Annotated in this window: 16 protein-coding genes; 6 read left to right on the forward strand and 10 right to left on the reverse strand. The window is 62.0% G+C overall.

Annotated features, from left to right (window positions below):
- Positions 1 to 366: 366 nt before the first annotated feature.
- Positions 367 to 738 carry a DUF2188 domain-containing protein gene (locus ATC00_RS30310; protein ID WP_064255478.1) on the forward strand — a complete coding sequence of 124 codons (372 nt, stop codon included), beginning with the start codon at positions 367 to 369 and terminating at the stop codon, positions 736 to 738.
- Positions 739 to 1326: 588 nt separating this feature from the next.
- Positions 1327 to 3468 (forward strand): TonB-dependent receptor, encoded by a 2142-nt coding sequence (locus tag ATC00_RS30315; protein WP_064255479.1) that lies wholly within the window; start codon positions 1327 to 1329, stop codon positions 3466 to 3468.
- A gap of 475 nt (positions 3469 to 3943) precedes the next feature.
- On the opposite strand, the gene ATC00_RS30320 is transcribed toward ATC00_RS30315, so the two are convergent.
- From ATC00_RS30320 to ATC00_RS30365, 10 genes are all read right to left on the reverse strand, one after another.
- Entirely contained in the window at positions 3944 to 5110 is a 1167-nt protein-coding gene (locus ATC00_RS30320) for an ABC transporter substrate-binding protein (protein ID WP_064255480.1), read from the reverse strand.
- Positions 5107 to 6336, reverse strand: coding sequence for an MFS transporter (locus ATC00_RS30325; RefSeq protein WP_064255481.1), 1230 nt, complete (start codon positions 6334 to 6336; stop codon positions 5107 to 5109). The genes ATC00_RS30320 and ATC00_RS30325 overlap by 4 nt, the downstream gene beginning before the upstream one ends.
- A complete protein-coding gene (locus ATC00_RS30330; protein ID WP_064255482.1) occupies positions 6333 to 8219 on the reverse strand; it encodes an IucA/IucC family protein in 1887 nt (628 codons plus the stop codon). The genes ATC00_RS30325 and ATC00_RS30330 overlap by 4 nt, the downstream gene beginning before the upstream one ends.
- The gene (locus ATC00_RS30335) at positions 8219 to 9358 is read right to left on the reverse strand and encodes an NAD/NADP octopine/nopaline dehydrogenase family protein (RefSeq protein ID WP_064255483.1); all 1140 of its coding nucleotides are present in this window, start codon (positions 9356 to 9358) and stop codon (positions 8219 to 8221) included. The genes ATC00_RS30330 and ATC00_RS30335 overlap by 1 nt, the downstream gene beginning before the upstream one ends.
- Entirely contained in the window at positions 9355 to 10365 is a 1011-nt protein-coding gene (locus tag ATC00_RS30340; RefSeq protein ID WP_064255484.1) for a PLP-dependent cysteine synthase family protein, read from the reverse strand. The genes ATC00_RS30335 and ATC00_RS30340 overlap by 4 nt, the downstream gene beginning before the upstream one ends.
- Positions 10366 to 11739 (reverse strand): Y4yA family PLP-dependent enzyme, encoded by a 1374-nt coding sequence (locus ATC00_RS30345; RefSeq protein ID WP_064255485.1) that lies wholly within the window; start codon positions 11737 to 11739, stop codon positions 10366 to 10368.
- A complete protein-coding gene (locus ATC00_RS30350) occupies positions 11736 to 12167 on the reverse strand; it encodes a ParB N-terminal domain-containing protein (RefSeq protein WP_037388884.1) in 432 nt (143 codons plus the stop codon). Before ATC00_RS30350 ends, ATC00_RS30345 begins: the two co-directional genes overlap by 4 nt.
- A 737-nt stretch (positions 12168 to 12904) precedes the next feature.
- Positions 12905 to 14218, reverse strand: coding sequence for a flavin-containing monooxygenase (locus tag ATC00_RS30355; RefSeq protein WP_199275560.1), 1314 nt, complete (start codon positions 14216 to 14218; stop codon positions 12905 to 12907).
- 14 nt (positions 14219 to 14232) lie between these two features.
- Positions 14233 to 14388: an NAD(P)-binding protein gene (locus tag ATC00_RS33235; RefSeq protein ID WP_199275561.1), complete on the reverse strand. Its 156-nt coding sequence runs from the start codon at positions 14386 to 14388 to the stop codon at positions 14233 to 14235.
- Between the two features lie 1195 nt (positions 14389 to 15583).
- Positions 15584 to 16603 carry a LacI family DNA-binding transcriptional regulator gene (locus tag ATC00_RS30365; RefSeq protein ID WP_064255487.1) on the reverse strand — a complete coding sequence of 340 codons (1020 nt, stop codon included), beginning with the start codon at positions 16601 to 16603 and terminating at the stop codon, positions 15584 to 15586.
- A gap of 281 nt (positions 16604 to 16884) precedes the next feature.
- Between ATC00_RS30365 and ATC00_RS30370 the strand changes: the two genes are divergently transcribed.
- The 4 genes from ATC00_RS30370 (at position 16885) to ATC00_RS30385 (ending at position 19828) form a co-directional block, all read left to right on the forward strand.
- A complete protein-coding gene (locus ATC00_RS30370) occupies positions 16885 to 17688 on the forward strand; it encodes a transporter substrate-binding domain-containing protein (RefSeq protein ID WP_064255488.1) in 804 nt (267 codons plus the stop codon).
- 67 nt (positions 17689 to 17755) lie between these two features.
- Complete coding sequence (locus tag ATC00_RS30375) at positions 17756 to 18460, forward strand: amino acid ABC transporter permease (RefSeq protein WP_064255489.1); 705 nt, start codon at positions 17756 to 17758, stop codon at positions 18458 to 18460.
- Positions 18457 to 19116 (forward strand): amino acid ABC transporter permease, encoded by a 660-nt coding sequence (locus ATC00_RS30380; RefSeq protein ID WP_037388283.1) that lies wholly within the window; start codon positions 18457 to 18459, stop codon positions 19114 to 19116. The genes ATC00_RS30375 and ATC00_RS30380 overlap by 4 nt, the downstream gene beginning before the upstream one ends.
- Complete coding sequence (locus tag ATC00_RS30385) at positions 19097 to 19828, forward strand: amino acid ABC transporter ATP-binding protein (protein ID WP_064255490.1); 732 nt, start codon at positions 19097 to 19099, stop codon at positions 19826 to 19828. Before ATC00_RS30380 ends, ATC00_RS30385 begins: the two co-directional genes overlap by 20 nt.
- The last annotated feature ends 16 nt before the right edge of the window (positions 19829 to 19844 follow it).

The following is a 19844-nucleotide window of genomic DNA, read 5'->3' on the forward strand; positions in this document are numbered from 1 at the left end:
CCCAAATGGCCGCCACATGGTTTCCAATCCAGTCCTGAGTGCCGATGCTTTCCTCAAGAGCTTCGCCGAAACCGCACATCAACTGATGGGAAGGCTGTCCGTCGACTAACTTCGCGTGCCTTGCCACACCGTCTGCAGTGCATGCAGCATTGGAAATTCCGCGGCCCAAGTAGGCTGCTACGGTCGTCCGGTAAGCTCGAGTTTCGGCTCGTCGGCGTCCGAACGGGTTCGATCAATGCGCTTCTTCCCGTCGCTGTGTACCTAGCCGGGGGTATTTGATCGCCATATGGCTCGTACCCCGCCCTAAGGCTGCTCGGAACTAAGATCGATGTCGGATGTTTCTGCTCATCTAAAGGGAGCAGCGCCATGGCAAAGGTGCAGTATGAGATAGTAGAGCACGACGGGGCTTGGGCATACAAAGTTGACGACGTCTTCTCTGAAACCTTTCCCACCCATGCCGATGCACTTGCCGCCGCGGAAATTGCTGCGCGCCACCATGAGCTTCCCGGTTCGACGGAGAACATTGAATTCCAAGACTCCGCCGGTCGCTGGCATGAACAAGTCGCGTCCGGTTTCGATCGCCCGCTTACCGAAGTCGTCGATACACCGGACGTTCGGCGGGCGGCAGAACGCCAGATTCGAGAGCAGCGGAGCACATTTGGCACTGTTATGCTGCTCGCTGCTACTGCATTCGCGGTAGCCTATCTTCTTCGTCTTACTCAACGGCGTCGACTCTAGAGCCGCTCGCCTCGCCGCCTATGCCGCTCTGCTGCGGGCAGAATGATGGATGTCGAACTGCGCAAGCTCGTCGCGGCACGACCGAGAGGAAAGGCGTCAACACTAGCATTTTGACGGCTTCCGCCGCCTTGGGTACGCTCGATCGTTGCGGCGAGACTCATTCCCGACATCGGATACCGCCATAGTGTCCACCTAGCACCTGGTGGACACTATCCCACTCCAGGGCAGCGCCGGTAGGCGGCCATCGCGCGACGCTTACCAGTCCGGTGCGCTCTGTTTGGTTAAGACAGTTGGCTGGGCTTAGCCCAAGCAGACGCCGGTGCCGCCATCTGGAGCCGGCCCCTCATCAAAGAAAATGATTCCCCGTTCCAGACACGCTTGATCGCTTCGACGGTAACCGGCTGAGGTCCGCGGCGATCTCCCTAATTCCTAGCTTTCAATATTGCGCGAGCTGCACCAGCTTGGACTTCTGGCACATATCTTGACAATCACAGTCATGTTAATTAGCACCGCTTCGAACCACTGACATTCAGCTCCTTCCTGGGGCGACCCAAATGTTTTTGGTCAATGTGTTACAGGGGGCTCTGAATGGAATTGCGTGTTGGACTGCTGACTGTTTTGCTGGCGACAGTGAGTCGCGCCGCCTTGGCGCAAGATGCGACGGTGCTGGAGCGCCTCGAAGTGAAGGCGGGGGCCACGACCTCAACGATCGGCACTTTGCCAGAAGACTATGCCGGGGGGCAGGTCGCGCGCGGCGGCCGTGTCGGATTGCTTGGCAACCGGGACTTCATGGATACGCCATTCAATATCACCAGCTACACGGCAGAGACGATTGAAAACCAGAGCGCGAAGACCGTGGCCGACGTCCTGGCCAACGACCCCTCGGTGAGGAGCACGCACGCATCGGGCGGCATGCTGGACTCCTTCTATATTAGGGGCTTCCCACTGAACGAAGGGAACTTCGGCGAAGTCGCCTTCGATGGCGTGTACGGTGTTGCCCCGACCTACCGCCTGTTTACGGATTATATCGAACGGGTCGAGGTCCTGAAGGGACCGACGGCACTCCTCTATGGCGTCTCGCCGAACAGCAGCGTTGGCGGCGCCATCAATATCGTGCCGAAGCGCGCGTCCGACGTCGACCTGACCCGAGTGACGACCGACTATGCTTCCGATCTCTACGGCGGCGGCCATTTGGACGTCAGCCGCCGGTTCGGTGACCAGCGGCAGTTCGGCGTTCGCTTCAACGGCAGTTATCACGGTGGCGATACGGCGATCGACAACCAGTCTCTTGACGTGGCGGTCGGCGCCCTCGCACTCGATTACGAAGGCGAAAGCCTCAGGGCGACACTGGACATCATCGGTCAGCGGCAGGATGTCGACGCTCCGCTGCGCCCGTTCTTTCCCGTTGGTACCTTTGAAATTCCCGACGCGCCGGATGGCCGCTCCAACGTCCAGGAATCGTGGGAATGGGCGAAGACGGAGGACCTGTCCTGGTTGGGGCGGGTCGAATATGACGTCAGCGACGCGGTCACCGTTTTCGCAGCCGTCGGCGGTGGCAATTCGCGAGTCGAGCGGCTCTTTGGCACGCCGCTGCTTCTTAACTCCGCAGGCGATGCCAGCATCACACCACAGAATTTCATTTTCGATGTCGACCGACTGACGGCCGAGACAGGTGTGCGCGCCGAGTTCGAAACGGCCGCTATTGATCACTCCGTTACATTCCAGGTCAGCGGCCTTCAGCAGCGCCTCGCCCGCGGCTCGAACTCGGGGACTCCGCAGCTAACCAATATCTTCGATCCGCTTCCCCGCCCCGAGCAGGATGTGCCGCAGCCGACACATGTGCCGAGGGTCTCGGAAAACATTTTCTACGGCTTCGCGCTTTCCGACACGATGTCGATGTTTGACGAGCGCGTACAGCTGACGCTGGGTGGGCGCTGGCAGCACATCGATACCGAAAATTACGAGCCGACCACCGGTGGCGTCAGCAGCTTTTCGGATGAGAGCGCGGTCACGCCATTGGCGGGGATCGTCGTCAAGCCTTGGGATAATGTCGCGCTTTATGCAAACTATGTCGAAGGCCTGAGCGTCGGCGACACCGCGCCGACGACGGCCGTCAATGCCGGGGAAACGCTCGCCCCCTACAGGTCCAAGCAGTATGAAATCGGTACCAAGGTCGATCTCGGACGCGTGGCCGTAACCGTTAGCGCGTTCCAGATCGAAAGGCCTTTCGGCCAGCTCGAGACCCGCGGCACCGACCTCGTTTTTGTCGAAGGCGGCGAACAGCGCAATCGGGGCGTGGAGCTCAATATCTTCGGCGAAGTGACCCCGGAGGTCAGGGTACTCGGAGGCGTGACCTTCATCCGCGGTGAACTGACGAAGACGAACAACGCCGCCACCCGCGGCAACACGCCGATCGGTGTGCCGTCGCTGCAAGTGAATTTGGGGGCCGAGTGGGACACGCCCTTTGTGCCGGGCCTGACGCTCACCGGCAATGTCATCCACACGGACGAGCAATTCGTCAATACGGCAAACACCATGGAAATCCCCTCCTGGACGCGGCTTGACCTCGGAGCCAGGTACCTGACCGAGATCAACGAAAAGCCCGTCACCTTCCGGGCGGAAGTCGAGAACGTCTTCGACCTCGACTACTGGTCCGGCGTTGCAAGCTTCGGGACGATATCGCAAGGTGCGCCGCTGACTGTGAAGGTGTCGATGACGACCGATTTCTGATGTGGCGGCGTGGCGAGCCTCCGTCGATGGAGTGTCGATCCTGCACACATGTTGGATGCGAAAACAAATGCTCCGGTGGAAAACACCGGAGCATTTTGGTCTTGGAGGAAACTCGATCCGGTGGGTGTCGCGTGTCCGCGTGGCGCTCGCGGCACCCTCTCTGCCCTGCCGGGCATCTCCCCCCACAAGGGAGTAGACCGCCAAACCGGAATGTCCCGCCACCGGCTTCCTGCTGGATTAAACCACCGTTAGTGATTTCAGCGCTTAAGACCTTACGGTCGGGCAAACACCTGCCCCTAGCCGATCTCCCCCTCTTGGGCCTACAAGTGGGAGATGCCCGGCAGGGCAGAGCGGGTATCACGTGCTTTCCGGAAGAGCGTCGCCATTCTACCAAATCCGCAATTGTACGGCCGAACGGAGATAGCCCCAAGTTGGTCGGGGCGGCGTCATCACGACAGCCGCCCCACCGGATCGATCAATCGGCGCTGCCCACCAGGCTTATAGCATAGCCCGGCTTGTAAGGGATCGGCAGGAAACGGCGGTGGTACTCGGCAAATGTCGCGTCGGGATCGAGATCGGCAAAGAGCTCCGGATGGAACCACTTCGCCAACTGCTGGACGGCAAAGAACTCGTAGGGACTGTTATAAAACTGGTGCCAGATGCCGTGGAAATTCCGCATCTTCTGCGCGGCGATCCCGGTATAGGCATCGCGGGTGGTGAACCATTCGAGCTTCCTGCGCGTCTCCCGCGGATCGGCGCCGGGGCCGAGCGGGATCCAGTGCCCGCCGGGCACATAGGCTTGCCAGTCGGCGCTGGTGACGACCACGTGCTCGGGGTTGGCGACGATCACCTGTTCGGGGTTGAGTTGGCCGAAGGTGGTGGGCAGGATGTCGCTGCCAATGTTGTGGCCGCCGGCAAGCTCGACATATTTGCCGAAGTTTTCCGCACCGAAGGAAAGGCAGCAATCATCGGCATAACCGCCGATCCGTTCGATGAAGACCTTGGGACTCTCCGGCTTTACCCGGGCGATGACGTCGCTGACGCGCGCCATCGCCTGATGGCGGAATTCGATGATCTCTTCCGCGCGCGCCTCGCGCCCCATGATTTTTCCGAGGAGCCGAATGGTCGGTTCCGTGTTCTTCAGCGGAAAGTGGCGGAAGTCGATATAGACGACCGGGATCTTCAGCTCCGCCAGTTTCTCGATATATTTCACGTCCTCGTTGGCGCGCATGGCCTCGAGATTGAGAAGGACCACGTCAGGTTTCTGGACAATGGTCGACTCAATATCGAGCAGCCCATTCTCCTGCCCCGGGAAGGCCGGCAACTTGGCGAGCTTGGGAAAGGCCTCCAGATATTGTGCGTAGGTGGCCGGATCGGCCTCGATCAGGTCGTTGCGCCAGGCGACGATGCGGGCGAGCGGATCTTCCGGCTCGAGCGAGGCGATCAGATAGAGCTGTCGCCCTTCGCCGAGGAGGATGCGCTTGACCGGCGCATTCACGGTCACCTCGCGGCCGGCAATGTCGGTGACGGTGATCGGCGTTTGCCTGTCCACCGCGGCCGGCTCTTCGGCAAGGGCCGCGGCCGGAACCCACAGGCCCAGCACGACGATTGCGGCCTGGAACGCCGAACATATTCTTCTCACAGTATTTCTCCTTTATCGAACGGGTGGCGCGATTTGAGCCATAGGGCGAGCGCCATCAAGAAAGACAGGCCGTAAAGGCCTGCAACGAGCGGGAATGCCACTTCAAGCCCAAAGCTTTGGGTCGCGACGACGCCGGTGATGATTCCGAGAACGGAAGCGCCCTGCTGGCAGGTTTGCGCGAGCCCGAGTACCGATCCCTGCCGTTCGCTGCGCGTTGAGGCCGAAACGAGCGACAGAAGAACAGGCGTCGTTCCCCCCAGAAGCGCGCCCCAGGCAAGATAGAGCGCAGCGAAAAGGCCGATATCGCGGATCGATCCGGCAAGGCCGGTGACCACGAGGCAGCCGGCGGCGATCAGCACGCTCCACCCGAGTACGAAGACCGGCGCTCGCCCTTCGAATATCCGCGCCCACACCGGCGCGCCAACTACGAAGCCGAAGGCGAGCAGCCCGTAGCTCAAGCCCGTGATCCAATGCTGGGCGCCATAAACCTCCGACATATAGAGGGCAAACGGCACCTGCAGCACCATCCGGCTCGCGAGCAGCAGTCCCATCAGCGTGAGAAGCCCGGGGACCGATATGCCCGTCGCGGGTGCGGGAGAAACGTTCGTCGCCCTGGCCGGACCCGTGCCGCCCGCTCCTTGTGGCGGAACCGGCAGGCTCGCCCAGGCCACAGCGGCACAGAGCGCGCAGATCACGCCGGCGGTGAGATTGACGGCGGCGAAAGGCAAGGCATCGAGGATGAGGCCGCCGAGGAAGGCACCACCGAGGGAGCCGACATTGGTCGCCACCTGGAGCCAGGCGAAGAGGCCGGCGCGATCGCGTCCGCCGGTCACCTGCACGCCGTAGGCCTGAGCCGGGGCGATATAGCCGGCGCAGGCTCCTTGCAGAAAGCGCAGCGCCAGAATGGTCCAGACGTCCTGGGCAAAGGCAACAAGCAGTTGCGTGACCGCAAGCCCGGCGAGCGCCCGCACCATCATCAGCCGATTGCCGTAGCGATCGCCCATGCGGCCCCAGAAGGCGCTCGTCAGCGACACGCCGAGCATGGGGCAGACATAGACACCGACTCCGGCGAGCGCGAAGACGCTCTCGGACGCGCTCAACCCCCTGATCTGGATCGGCCAGAAGGGACCGCTCATTTCCATGGCGCCCATGGAAATGAACTGCAGGCCGAAGAGCAGCGCGAAGACGGGTCCGAAGCCGCGCAGGACGGCGACTGTACCGGTCATTGCGCGCTCGCAAGCGGATTGGGCAGGTGATGTTCGACCCGGTAATCGCGATAGCGTTCCAGATGCATCCGCAGCACCGAGCGCGTCGGCCAGGGCCGCTCGAGGAAGGCGTCGCGCTCCTCGATCCAGAACGCATCCGACAGTATGCGCGGCCTCAGCGCCTCGAACGCCGCTTCCGTCTCTTCCCGCAGGATGCGCCACAGGCTGTTGCCGGCGATCGAATACTGCTCGGTGAGGCAAAGGGCGATTTCGTGGAGATGGCAGACGAAGCAGGCGTCGATGACGAAGGATCTGACGAGGCTGATGTCGTCGTCAAATGTGGTCGGCAGAATGCCCCTGCGGCTGAACGGCTTCAGATCGTAGCCGCGCTCCTTGAAGAGCGGCGCGAAACTGCGGCCGTCGCCGAAGTCGCGGATCAGCAGTTTTCGCGGCATGCCGAGATCGTCGAAAAGGACTGTGCTGTTCTGCTGATGCGCCTCGAAGGCAATGCCGTAGAGGAGATACATCGCGAGTGCCGGGCGGACGACGGTGCGTGCATAGGCGCGGAAGAACGCCGCGACGGCCGCTTCGCTTGCGCTGCCGGACCTGGCAATGAGCTCGCAAATTAGTGGCCGGCCGTCGAGCGGACTTGCCGTCAGCAGGGCTGCGACGGTCACCGGCAGCATGCCGTCGCCGCGAGTCAAGGGATCGGCGTTGCGGTAGACGACCGAAAGGAAGCGGCCGGGATGCTCGTCGCCGGTCTCCGGATGGTGCAGAATCGCGCCCAGCTCCTCGGTGAAGATCTCCAGCTCGAGCTTCAGATCATCCTCTTTCGACAGGATGTCGGAAATCAACGTGCTGAGGCGCGGCCCCATATGGATCGATTTCCCCTGCAGCGTGCGCTGTTCGCTGGTCATCCAGATCGCCACCGGCAGTTTGACGAAGGGTCTCGGCGCCTCGGTCTCCGGCAGCATCGTGCGGAACGACATCGACGGCAGCGTGATCATCTCGGGGCCTTCCGGATCGAGGACGCCGGTTTCGATCTCGGCCGCGAATTCGCGGCGCACAAAATTCTTGAGATGCCAGCCGTGGACGGGGAGAGGAATCCAGTCCTCGGGCGATTTGCTGCGCGCCCTCAGGCCCTCCGCCCAATCGTGCCAGAGGTCCGGGAAGTTCTCTGCAAACCATTCCGAATAGCTGCCGACATGCGGCATCTTCTCGACATAGGCCCAGTCGTGTCGGAGTGCCGCGATCACGAGAGGCACCCGCGCGCCGAATTCGGGCGCCAGCGCCACGACGTCCTCCGGCGCCAAGCCCGGCTTTGCCTTCCAGGTCGGGTAGAAGGGATGACCTTCGAGGGCGCCCCATTGGTCGAGGGTCATCGCCGCCAGATGCGTCGGCAGGCTTTCCTGTAGAAAGGCCAGGAAGCCCGGCGCGCCTGCTTCGGCGACCTGCCGGCGCAACGTCGCACTCCAGTTTTCGCGGGCGCGGCGGGCGAGAATATCGTTGGCCATGCTGTTGTCGACGTCGCGCACCAGATGCTCGAGGCCATCGGCAGCAGGCGTAATCGCGAGGGAGAGGGCGACCTCCCTCATCAGGGCCGATGGATCGTCAATTTTCTGGCGACCACCGGTTCCGTCCAGCACCTCGACCTGCCCGCGGTTCTGCAGCGTTCCGGCCGGTGCCAGGTGCAGGTCGGTGAAATGCAGCACGCGCCGCGAGGCCCAGAGGGGAAACCACGCCTGACGGCCGTCGCGCGCCCACATCAGCGCGTCGGGATCGAGCAGGCGTTCGGCAAACAGGCAGCGCACCAGCCGGTTAATCGCGTTCAGCGATGCATTCGACAAAAGCGCGCGTTCGTCGCCTGCAACGGGAGCTGCCGCGAAAGAAGTTCTCTCGTCCATCATTGAGCCTCCGGCCAGTCTGTCGGAACATAGTCCGGCGCGCCCGCGGCCAACTGGCCATGGTAGTCGCGCGCCCAGTTATAGGTCTTGGCGATCGTCGGGGTGGCGACGCCGAGCCGCGCCGCCATCGACACGAGCAGCGCCTGTCCGAAGGCGATGTCCTCATGAAAGGCGCGGCTTTCGCGATCGATGACGAGCCCCGGGCCATCCGGATTGGGGACGAGCGGCGCCAGGATCCCCGCATAGGCGCGGTTGGTGCGCAGGAGCGAGTACATGGTGCTGTCGTCTTCGATCTGCTTGCCATAGGCCTCGATCAGCTCCTGTCGAAGCGGCTTCACCGAGCTGAGGTCGATGCCAAGGCGCGCCTCGCTCGCCAGACGGATCGCCTGGTTTTCCGCGTCCAAGGCCTCCAGCAGCTCGGCACCCGCAAGCGGGCAGTCGCTCCACCAGCAGATCGGCGCGTCGACGGGCCTGTCCTCGAACGGAGCCCCCGGCCCGATAAGGGCGTAGAGTACCGCCGGGTGCATCAACGCATTGCCGGGGGTCAGCGTGATCTCCAGATAGTCCTGAAGCATCGTAACGGGTGCGTCATAGAGGCGATTGAGCATCGCCCCGAGCGCCGCAGAGCTTTCCGCGCTTTCGCGGCGATGCAGTGCGGCAAAGAGCTCGGCCTTGCCGCCGCCCATGCGTACCCGTTGCCCGGGGAGAAGATCGAAGGCCGTGTGCGGCACGTCCTTCATGCCCCAGATGACGACATTGTCGCGACCCTCAAATGCCCGTGCCGCAAGCCAGTCGAAGCCGCAGAAGCCGGGGATCGCCCCGACATAGACGTTTCTGTCGCGCGGCAGGTGCGGTGCAATCCGCGACAGGAGTGCCGGCCGTGCCTGGGCCGGCTGGGTTATCACCACCAGGTCGGCACCTTCGAGCGCCGTGCGGGGATCGGTGCCGACATGGTCCGGCCGGGCGGTCAGGATGAGATCGTCCGGTGTTTGCGCATGCCACAGGCCGTCGCCGACTGCCCAGGTTTCCGCGACCTCCGACGAATTCGTCAGCACGGACACCTCGATGCAGGGGCGCTGCTTGAAGAGCACGGCATTCAAATGTCCGGTGCGGCCCGCACCGCAAATCGTCACCTTCATGCAGCACGCGCCCTTCCGGCGAGCCAGCCGTCCAACTGATCTGCGATGGCAGGGTCCAGCAGGCGGCGCTTCGCCATCCACTCGTCGTCGAAAATTGTGCCGAGATATTTCTCGCCGCCATCCGCCACCGTGGTCACGACCGTGCCGGTCAGCTTGCCTGATACAATGAATTCGAGCGCCTTGTAGATGGCTCCGCCGGTCGAGCCGCCGACGAGCAACCCCTTGCGCCGGGCGATATAACGCGCCGTCTCGAAGGCTTGCGTGTCGGTCACCTGGACGCCCTCGTCGATGCACGAGTAGTCGAGGACCTTGCCGACCTCGTCGCCGGCGGGCGTGCCCGTGCCCGATTGGAAGTAGGGATGTCCTGGCTTGCCGAAGACGATCGACCCGGCCGGCTCGACCGCGATGGTGGCCACGGCCGGATTGTGGCGCTTGAGGCGCTGCGAAATACCGGTCATGGAGCCGCCGGTCCCGACGCAGCCGACGAAGGCATCGATCCCGTCCGGGAGCTGCTCCAGCAACTCTTCGACGAGCCCGGCATAGCCATCAGGATTCGCTGGGTTGTCGGACTGGTTCATGAACAGCGCGCCGGGGAGCTGCGCGCCGAGTTGCGCGGCCAGCCGCTGGCGCTCGACAACGGCGACCTCGTCCTCGCGAAAGTCACCTTCGACATAGCGGATCTCGGCGCCGAGGGCCCGCATCATGCGGATCTTGTCGGGCGCCGCATGGTGATCGACCACGGCGATGAAACGCAGCCCGAATTCCAGCGCCGCCAGCGCCAGTCCGGTACCGGTGTTTCCGGAAGAGGATTCGACGATCGTGCCGCCGGGGACGAGGCGTCCGTCTTGAAGCGCCGCAACCACCATGCTGCGCGCCATGCGATCCTTCATCGAACCGCCGGGATTGTTCTTCTCGATCTTCAGCACCAAAGTGGCGTTGCGCTCCGGTACGTCGATCGACATGAGCGGCGTCTGGCCGATCAATTGCGTTACGGTGGTGTGCAGCATCTAAACCTCTCCAATTGTGTCGGGTACGAGATTAGGCCGCCCTTCCGCGTCTTCGGTGACGCAGAAGCGAGCGGGCATGGGATGGCGATGGAACTCGTTTTCGAGGAGATCCATCTGGTAGCCGCCAGTGTTGGCGTAGACGATCAGGTCGCCGGCGCGTGGCGCGGTCGGGAAGGTCAGCCACCTGTTGCTGATGACGTCCTCGTCGAGGCAGCTATGGCCGGCCAGATAGGCGCGGACCGGCGACGATCGAACGGCGGCCCCGGTGGCAGACACGAGAATGGGGTCTATCAGGAACTCGGAGGCAAACCAGGTTTCGCAGGCGCTGAAGCTGCTGCCCTCGAGGAAGATGACATGCGTATCCGGGCCCAGCGCCTTCACCCGCAAGATCCTGAAGACACTGATGGCCGCCTGATCCGCCAGAGCGCGTCCGGGCTCCATCGCCAAGGTTAGCCCCTCGCGCACGAGATAGCGGGCGACGCTCGGACCCTTGCTCATTTCCGCTTGCAACAGTTCGCGCAGCCAGTCGGCCGCCGAGAGAGCGCCGCCATAGGGATAGAACGAGTCGGGAATTTTCCCGGTGCGGTAGTCCTCGGGGGCCTTGGCCGCGAGATGCGCCTGGTATTTGGCCTCGTCGACATATTGGATGGGCAGACCGCCGCCGATGTCGATTATCGTCGGTGAAAATCCCATTTGCCTCGCTTCGGCAATTAGTTCGGCCGTTTCGTTCAGCGCCGCCAAACGGTTCTCCCAGCGATAGCCGCTGAGATGGAAGTGCAGCCCGTCGAAGCGCAGCCGGTTTTCGCCGGCAAGCCGAGCGAGGCTATGGATGACAGCATCGGCTGGCATGCCGAAGCGGTTCTTTTTCTGATCCTGCGGCTGCAGGCGCAACAGGATCGGCTGCGGACCGCCATCTGCCGGTAGCAAGGCGACCAGGTCCTCCAGTTCTTCCGGAGAATCGACCGAGATCAATGCCTTGCAATCGAGCAGCTCCTGATGAAACGCACGCGTCTTTGCCGGGCCGGTCGCGACCAGCCTTGCACCATCGGCCCCGAGCCGGCGAGCATCGCGCAGTTCGTAAAGGCTGGAAACGTCGATCCCCGCGCCGGCGGCGAGCGCTGCCTGCATGAGCCCGGGCGATTTGTTGACCTTCGCCCCGTAGTAGATTGCGTGCGCAATACGGCTATCTACGAGTGTGCCTTCAAGGGCAGCAAGATTCTCCTGCAACGCGTCTGGCCAAATCAGGTTGAGCGGCGAGCCATAACGGTGAACCCATTCGAGAAGAAAAGCGCCGCGGCGAGTGAGAAGGTCCGCAGTTGCCGATCGCAAAATCGGCGGAAGGCCAAATCCGGTCTTGTGGCCATGCAGCGTCATGACAGCGCCCCCGCGGCACGGACCGGCGCCATTTCGGGCGAGGTGGGCTCGAACAAAAGCCGCAGCGGCACATCGCACCTGGGCAAACCCTCGGCGAAAATGTGCCGGGTCGTTTTGTAGGGAAACTTGCGGCCGCTGCGGGCCATTGCCCAGATTTCCGCGGGAGTGATCGTCTCACCGGCGCGCCAACTCTCCACCCGAACTGAATCGTAGTCGAGGAGGACCACAGGAACAGTGGTTAGCCTGAGGCGACGGGCAACCGTCAACCGATGATGGCCGTCCATCACGAACAAGGCATCTTTCTCGGCTGTTATTGGCGCGGTCCATGTGCCCGCCTGCAGGATTTTGGCCTGCAGTGCATCGACCCTGTCGAGACACACCTCTTCTGTTGGGATCAATCGTGCTGGGGAGAGAAGGCAATATTTCATGCGTTCGGCCTCGCGCTCGCTCTTTTGCATCGCACATATCTTGAGTAAACCACTCAAGATATCCTCTGCGCTATAGCCAGCCTGAATTGCGTCGTCAATAGTGCCCTCAATTATCGATTGCTCGAAGTGCTCGGTACGGGCGACACGTCAACGGTCTCCAAGTGGCGACTGCATTTCTGCCAAATCGGAGACAAGCCTTGGGAAGGATGCGATGCGAAAAGTTTGCCGGTATTGCAAAACATGTGTTGAACTCAGGCGGCGTCCGGGAAGCTGCACGTGACAGGATGAGCGCTATTTCACTCGCCGTCTGTTCAAATCGAGTAAAATTACGGCTCTGCCCTCAGCGCGCAGGATATTAGTGGACATCCCGAACTGGGAAATGTTGCCGGCTTCAAATCGTCTCAGTAGGGTGAGATTTGCCCTTCATATCGTCTGCCGAAACGGCGTGATTGCGGACTTTCCGGACGAAGCGCGACGATCGGTCGCGGCCCCCAAACGCGAAACATCAGAGACTTCGAAGGCACTGGCGTCGTTGTTGTTGATCCTTGGCAATGCTGAACATTACTTCTACGCAGGTGCGCCTCCGGGCGATCTCGACGGCATGGTCGTCCGATCGAATCCCTTCAATGCGAGGGAATGCATGGTTCAATATCGAAGGCGGCGGCTTTGGCTGTCGATGAATCGTCTAAAGCCTCCTTCATTTCCTTAGCAGGCCCCGGGGTCGACGAACCGGCAAGTCAGACCAGGAGCGCCTCGGTCCGTTCGGTAGCCGGTGCTCGCTCGAATACGAGCGCGTCGTCCTCGATCGGCTCGGATAGCAGCGCGGACTTGTCAGCATTGTAGTTGTTGGTGACGCGCCAGGGCGCATAAAGCCCTTGCCGCGGTAGCACCGCGTTACCGCGCTGGACATAACCGGACTGCATGGTGTCCATGATGCTAGACACGCCCTGCGCGCCTTCCGGAGCGCGGGGAGTGACGGTCGTGAAGCCCTGCTCCCGCATGTGCGACATCAGCCGAACAAGGTAGGTCGATGACAGGTCGGATCGCATCGTCCAGGGCGCGTTCGTGTAGCCGAAGATAACGCCTGCATTTGGCAGACCGTCGGCCAAGACGCCTTTGTACATCACGATCTGGTTCAGATTCACCATCCGGCCCTCGACGTTTAGTGTGATGCCGCCCAGCATCTGGAGGTTGAGCCCAGTCGCGGCAATTATGATATCGGCGTCGAGGTGAGCGCCGGACTTCAGAACGATTCCGTTTTCATCAAGGGTGTCGATGGTGTCGGTTACGATCGAGGCCCGTTCTGACCGGATGGCCTTGAAGAGATCGGCGTCAGGCACGGCACAGAGGCGCTCGTCCCAGGGATTGTAATTCGGCGCGAAGTGAGTGGGGTCGAAATCAGGTCCCAGCCGTCTCCTTACTCCAGCCAGCAGAAGACGTCTTGTTTGCTTCGGCCAACGGCGCGAGGCTGAGTAGATGCAGCGCTGAAGCAGCATATTGCGAAAGCGTGCCAATGCATAGACTGGGTCCTTGGGCAGGAACTTCGCCAAAAAGCCCGAGATCTTGTCCTCGGCCGGGAAGTTGAAGATGTAGCTCGGCGATCGCTGCAGCATCGTCACGTGTGCGGCCTTCTCGGCTAACGCCGGGACCAGCGTCACGGCCGTTGCGCCGCTTCCGATGACGACAATTCGCCTGTTCATGTAATCGAGACCCTCCGGCCAATGCTGCGGATGGAGAAAGTCGCCCAAGAAGCGATCGCGGCCTGGAAACTCGGGCAGATAGCCGGCGTCATAATCGTAGTATCCTGTGCAACCTATGAGGAAGCGGCACGTCACCGAGACATCTTCGCCAGTCTTCTCCGCCACGCCCCGAACGGTCCATTGCTGATCCGCGCTCGACCAGGAGGCTTCAGTCATCCGCACCCCATATTGGACGTGGCGCTCGACGGCATATTGCTTCGCCGTCTCCTCAATGTAACTCAGAATGACCGCACCTTCCGCAAGCATCTTTGGACTGCGCCAGGGCCGAAAGGAATAGCTGAAGGTGAACATGTCGGAGTCCGACCTCAATCCTGGATACTTGAAGAAGTCCAGGTACCGCCCATACGCCTGCGACGCTCAATGATCGCGAACGTTATCCCAGGGACTGTCATTTTGAGATGGCAAGCCATGCCGATGCCGGACAGCCCAGCGCCGATAATGAGCACGTCATAATTGGTCATGCGCGCTCCTCGCTCTTTCTCAGCGATTGTATGAGACGGACGTGCAGTATCCGATAGCTGACGATACCGGGAACGCTCCAGCACCGTAGATACCGCCATCCGCTTTCATGATATCCGCAGAGACCCATCGAAGGGATCAGCCGAGAGGCCACGGCCGGCAGCCGCAAAAAACCCGGAAAAAAAACCGGGATTAGTGGAAGGCTTTCAGTTGCCGAAATAACCGGTATTTACCATCTCGGCCGCCCAGGATTTTACCAGAGCAGATCGTGGAGAGAGAGAGAGAGAGAGAGAGAGAGAGAGACGACTGCGGCGGTAGCGAAAGCCAAATGGCCGCGCATTGCGCGACATTTCTTCTCCATGTCATGTCCTCCGAATTGTCGCGGGCGGTCAGTTGCTGCCGGCAACGCAGGCGCATACGACGCGCCCATCTTCTCCTTGGCACTTGGCACCGTGCTCTTGAGCAACGCCATCAGCTGCGTGCTCTTCATGAACGTCGCGCGGCTCAGCGGCGTATAGCCGTAAGCCCTGGATTGCCTCGACCTCGGCCCCACGGACAATCAACAACTCGGCCACCGCCCGCCTGATTCTCTTCGGCGGCCACGTGCAATGGCGTGATCTCTTGCTTGCTCACGGCGTCATGCTGATGGTCATCATCCACTCGAAGGCAAGAATGAGCAAGGCCGTTCCTGCTTTGCAGGTTGAGCGCGAGCTTTGCAAGGTAGCTCAAATACTCCGTGCCAAATTCCGCTGCCGTTCGACCGCGCCACCTCCTGAGCGCCCGCATAAGCGCCTTTACTTTATCGATGTCGCAGCGGGTAGGGCGGGATGTTGCCAGGAATTTTGTTGAGTGCACATGTTGCTTCCTTGATGTAGCGATAGATGCTCCCGTCGCCCGCTGCCAACCCACCGGGGCATCCTATGTTCGTGTAGGCGAATGGGCTCTCCTCGGATTTCGATGGTGTCGCCGTTGATCAGCGTCGCGCGTCCGAAAATCGGATCGGCAAACCATGCGGGGAGGGCAATGGCGGAGGTAATCGCGACGAGCAGCAATGAGAGAGCTTCACAGGGCCTATGCGGCAGGAGGGGCGGCAAGGGCACGATCCAGGATAAGGACGTCAAAACTGCCTTTGGCCGGGTCAATTCTCGGCAAAAATTCCGGGTCGGTTTTCAGGGGAACCACCACATACCTCTAAGCCTAGATCGGCACCGTTGTATTGCCCTGCACCACCTCGAGCGCCGCCCGCCAGACCCCTGGCATGGGCTCCGCCGCGATGATCTGCAGCAGCGCCTGTGCTGCCTTCTGGCCGATCTCTGTTCGCGCCATGTCGATCGTGGTGAGCCGCGTTCGGACCGCGTTGGCGAGCGAAGTGCCGTTGAAGCCGATAACGGAAATCTGGTCGGGCACCGAAATCCCGGCCTGGTGTAGGTAGGAAAGACCGCCGAGCGCCATCGCGTCGTTGAGGAAGTGGATGGCCTCGATCTCGGGATGGGCCAGCACCAACTGTTCCGTCAAAAAGCGTCCCGTAACCGCTTGGCGTGGCCTCACTTCGCAAATCATGCTGAGGAGATCGATGCCTGCGGCGGCCAGCGCCGACTTGAGCGAGAGATAGCGGCGGCGGGCGCAGAGGTCCTTGTGGAGCTCGGCGCCGACGTAGGCAATGCGGCGCAGGCCGCGCTCGAGGAAATGGTTTGCCACAAGTCGACCGGCTTCCTCGTGTGACGGCCCGGCGCTGAAATCCAACGCGCCGCCGTCGCAATCCCAAAGCTGGATGGCCGGGCAGTTTCGCCGGGTTAGCAGCTTTTCCGCATCCGCGCTGCGCGCCATGCCGCCGTTCAAGAGGAGCCCCGCCGGGCGGAATGATAGCATGGCGCGGATGAGCTCCGTTTCGGTCTGCGGATCGAACAGCGACTCGCCGATGAAGGTCTGAAAGCCCTCTGGCCGAAGCGTCGCATTGATGCCGCTCAGAACCTCCGAAAAGACGATATCGCTGATCGACGGAATGATCACCGCCACCATCCGGCTTTTGCGTGAACTCAGTGACCCGGCAAGATTGTTCGGCAGATAGCCAAGCTCGTCGGCGGCTTGCTTAACGCGCTGGCGCGTTTCCGCAGATATATTGCCCGCGCCGCGCAGGACCTTGGAGACGGTCATGCGGCTGACCCCGGCCCTGACGGCCACCTCCTGGAGCGTGATTACTTTTCCGCGCGAACTCACCCGCGTCTCCTTTAATCAAAATGCCGCTCGACCGATTGACGTGCCGCTTTGTTATCGATAACATCAACTAAGTTAACGATAACCTTCGGCTTCTTTCAAGAGAAATAGCCGGTGAGTCAGAAGGAAAATCAACTTGCATGCGCGCTCTCGGCGGCCGCGGCGGGAACGCGCTGGCACGCCCAGCAGGAGAGGCGGCGCCCGACACCGGGCGGAGCCGTCCTAGGCCCGCGAGGAGCGGGCTGAAGTCAGAAAATCACGATCTACCAAGTGGAGGAGAGACTATGACGATTTGGAAATTCATGCGCACTATGGTAGCCGCCGTTGGCATGGCGGCGGCGGGCTTCGCTTTGGCCGTCGAGGCGCAGGCCGCATCGCTCAACGATATCATCTCGCGCGGTACCGTCCGCATCGGCGTGCTGACCGGCGCGCCGCCGATGGGCATGGTCGACGAGCAAGGCAATCCGACCGGCTATGACGTCGACGTGGCGAATCTGATCGCCGGATATCTGTCGCTGCCGGTCGAGCTCGTGCCGCTGACGCCGCCGGCCCGCATTCCGGCGCTGCAGACCGGCAAGGTCGATTTCCTCGTCGCCACCCTGGCGCCGACCGGGGAGCGCGCCAAGACGGTGATGTTCACCCAGCCCTACAGCGCCTTCAACATGGACATCATCTCCGGTCCAGACCAGAAATTCGCCAAGCTGGCCGATCTCGAAGGCAAGCGCGTCGCCGTCAATCGCGGCTCGTCACAGGAGACGGCGCTGCGCAAGGCGGCGGTTCCCGGCCTGGAAATCGTCGTCTACGAGGACGATTCGACCAGCGCCCAGGCGCTGATCGCCGGCCAAGTCGATGCGGTCGCGCTGCCCTCGACGGTCGGCGAGGCGATCATCAAGCAGCGCCCGGATGCCGGCCTGCAGGTCGGCTTCACCTTCTTCCAGCAGGGCAATTCGATGGCCACCCGGATGGAGGACTTCGAAATCCGCCAGTGGCTCAACACCGCCATCTACCTGATGAAGATCTCCGGCGACCTCGACAAAATCGCCACGAAGTGGACCGGCCGGCCGATGCCGGCGCTGCCGACCTTCTGATCTGCCTTCCGCGACACCTCGCCGGCAAAGCCTGTCGGCGAGGGTGCAACCTCGACGGAGAGTCTTCATGTCCTACACGTTTCAGTTCGGCGTGCTGGCCCAGTACCAGGACCAGATCCTGAGCGGCATCTGCCTGACGATCAAGATTTCGGTGCTGTCGATCGTCCTCGGCTGCGCCGCCGGCATCGTGCTTTCCTCGATCCGCTCCATCTGGGGCGGTACGGTCCGCTTTCTCGTCGATGCCTATGTCGAGATCATCCGCAACACGCCCTTCCTGGTCCAGCTGTTCATCGTCTATTTCGGTCTGCCGGGCCTCGGCCTGCGCGTCGGCGCCGACACGGCCGCTCTGATCGGCATGACCATCAATCTCGCCGCCTATTCGACCGAGATCATCCGCGCCGGCATCGAAGCGGTGCACAAGTCGCAGATCGAGGCCGGCGAGGCGCTCGGCTTCACCCGCTTCCAGATCTACCGCCATGTCATCATCGTGCCGGCGATCGCCAAGGTCTATCCGGCGCTGTGCAGCCAGTTCGTGCTGATGATGCTGGCCTCCAGCATCTGCTCGGCGATCTCGACCCAGGAGCTTGCCGCCTCGGCTGCCTTCATCGAATCGCAGACCTACCGGTCGTTCGAGATCTATATCGCCGTGACGCTGATCTATCTCGTCCTGGCGCTGGCGCTGCGGGCAGTCCTCGCCGTCGTCGGCATGTGGCTTTTCGGGCGGCGTGTCGCGCGGCGCACGATGACGGCACTTCCGGAGGTTCAGGCATGACGCTCAAGACCTTCGGCTTCGATCAGTTCGGCTTTCTGATTTTTTCGTTGCAATGGACGATCCTGCTGACGGTGATCGCGTTGATCGGCGGCGGCCTTCTCGGCTTCGCCGTGGCGCTCGCCCGCACCGCCCAGCTGAAGCCGGTCCGGATTGCCGCCGCCACCTATATCCAGGTGATCCAGGGCATTCCGGTGCTGATGATACTGTTCCTCTCCTATTATGGCCTCAGCCTCGCCGGCTTCGAACTGCCGCCGCTCGTTGCCGCCGGCGCGTCGATGACGATCTACGCCTCCGGCTATCTGGCGGAAATCTGGCGGGGCTGCATCCAGGCGGTGCCGAAGCAGCAATGGGAGGCGTCGGAATCCCTCGCCATGACCCGGCTGCAGCAGTATCGCTACGTGATCCTGCCGCAGGCAATCCGCATCTCCCTGCCGCCGACCGTCGGTTTTGCCGTCCAGGTGGTGAAGAACACCTCGATAACCTCGATCATCGGCTTTGTCGAACTGGCCCGGGCCGGCCAGCTCATCAACAATGCGACCTTCCAGCCGTTCCGCGTCTTCCTCGCGGTGGCCGCCCTCTATTTCGTCGTCTGTTACCCATTGTCCCAGCTCTCGCGCTTGCTGGAAAGGAGGCTTCATGCCGGAAGTAGTCGTTGAAAACGTCCACAAGAGCTTTGGCGCTCTCGAAGTCCTCAAGGGCGTGTCGCTTTCGGTCGGGCGCGGCGAGGTCTTTGCGCTGATCGGCCGGTCCGGCTCGGGAAAGAGCACGCTGCTGCGCTGCATGAACGGGCTCGAAAAGATCAATTCGGGCAGGATCGAGATTGCCGGCCACGCGCTCGGGGGCGATGCAAAGGCGCTGCGCAAGCTGCGCACCGACGTCGGCATCGTCTTCCAGAGCTACAATCTCTTCCCGCACCTGACGGTCGGCGAAAACATCATGCTGGCGCCGCGGATCGTCAAGGACGTGGCGAAGCCGAAGGCCCGGGAGGTCGCCCGCGAGGTGCTGCAACTCGTCGGGCTCTCGGAAAAGTTCGATTCCTATCCGGACCAGCTTTCCGGCGGCCAGCAGCAACGCGTCGCCATCGCCCGCTCGCTCGCCATGCGGCCGAAGGTGATGCTCTTCGACGAGGTAACCTCGGCGCTTGACCCGGAACTCACCGAAGAGGTGCTGATGGTGATGGAACAGCTCGCCCGCGACGGCATGACGATGATCCTGGTGACCCACGAAATGGGCTTTGCCCGCCGGGTCGCCACCCAGACGATCTTCATGCACAAGGGCAAGATCTGGGAACGGGGACCGTCCGCCACTCTCTTCGCCGATCCGCAAACGCCGGAACTGCGTCAGTTCGTCAAATCCGACGTCAAGTGACGGCTGACCCTTCGCA

This window comes from Sinorhizobium americanum, from assembly GCF_001651855.1.
Taxonomy (GTDB): Bacteria; Pseudomonadota; Alphaproteobacteria; order Rhizobiales; family Rhizobiaceae; genus Sinorhizobium; species Sinorhizobium americanum.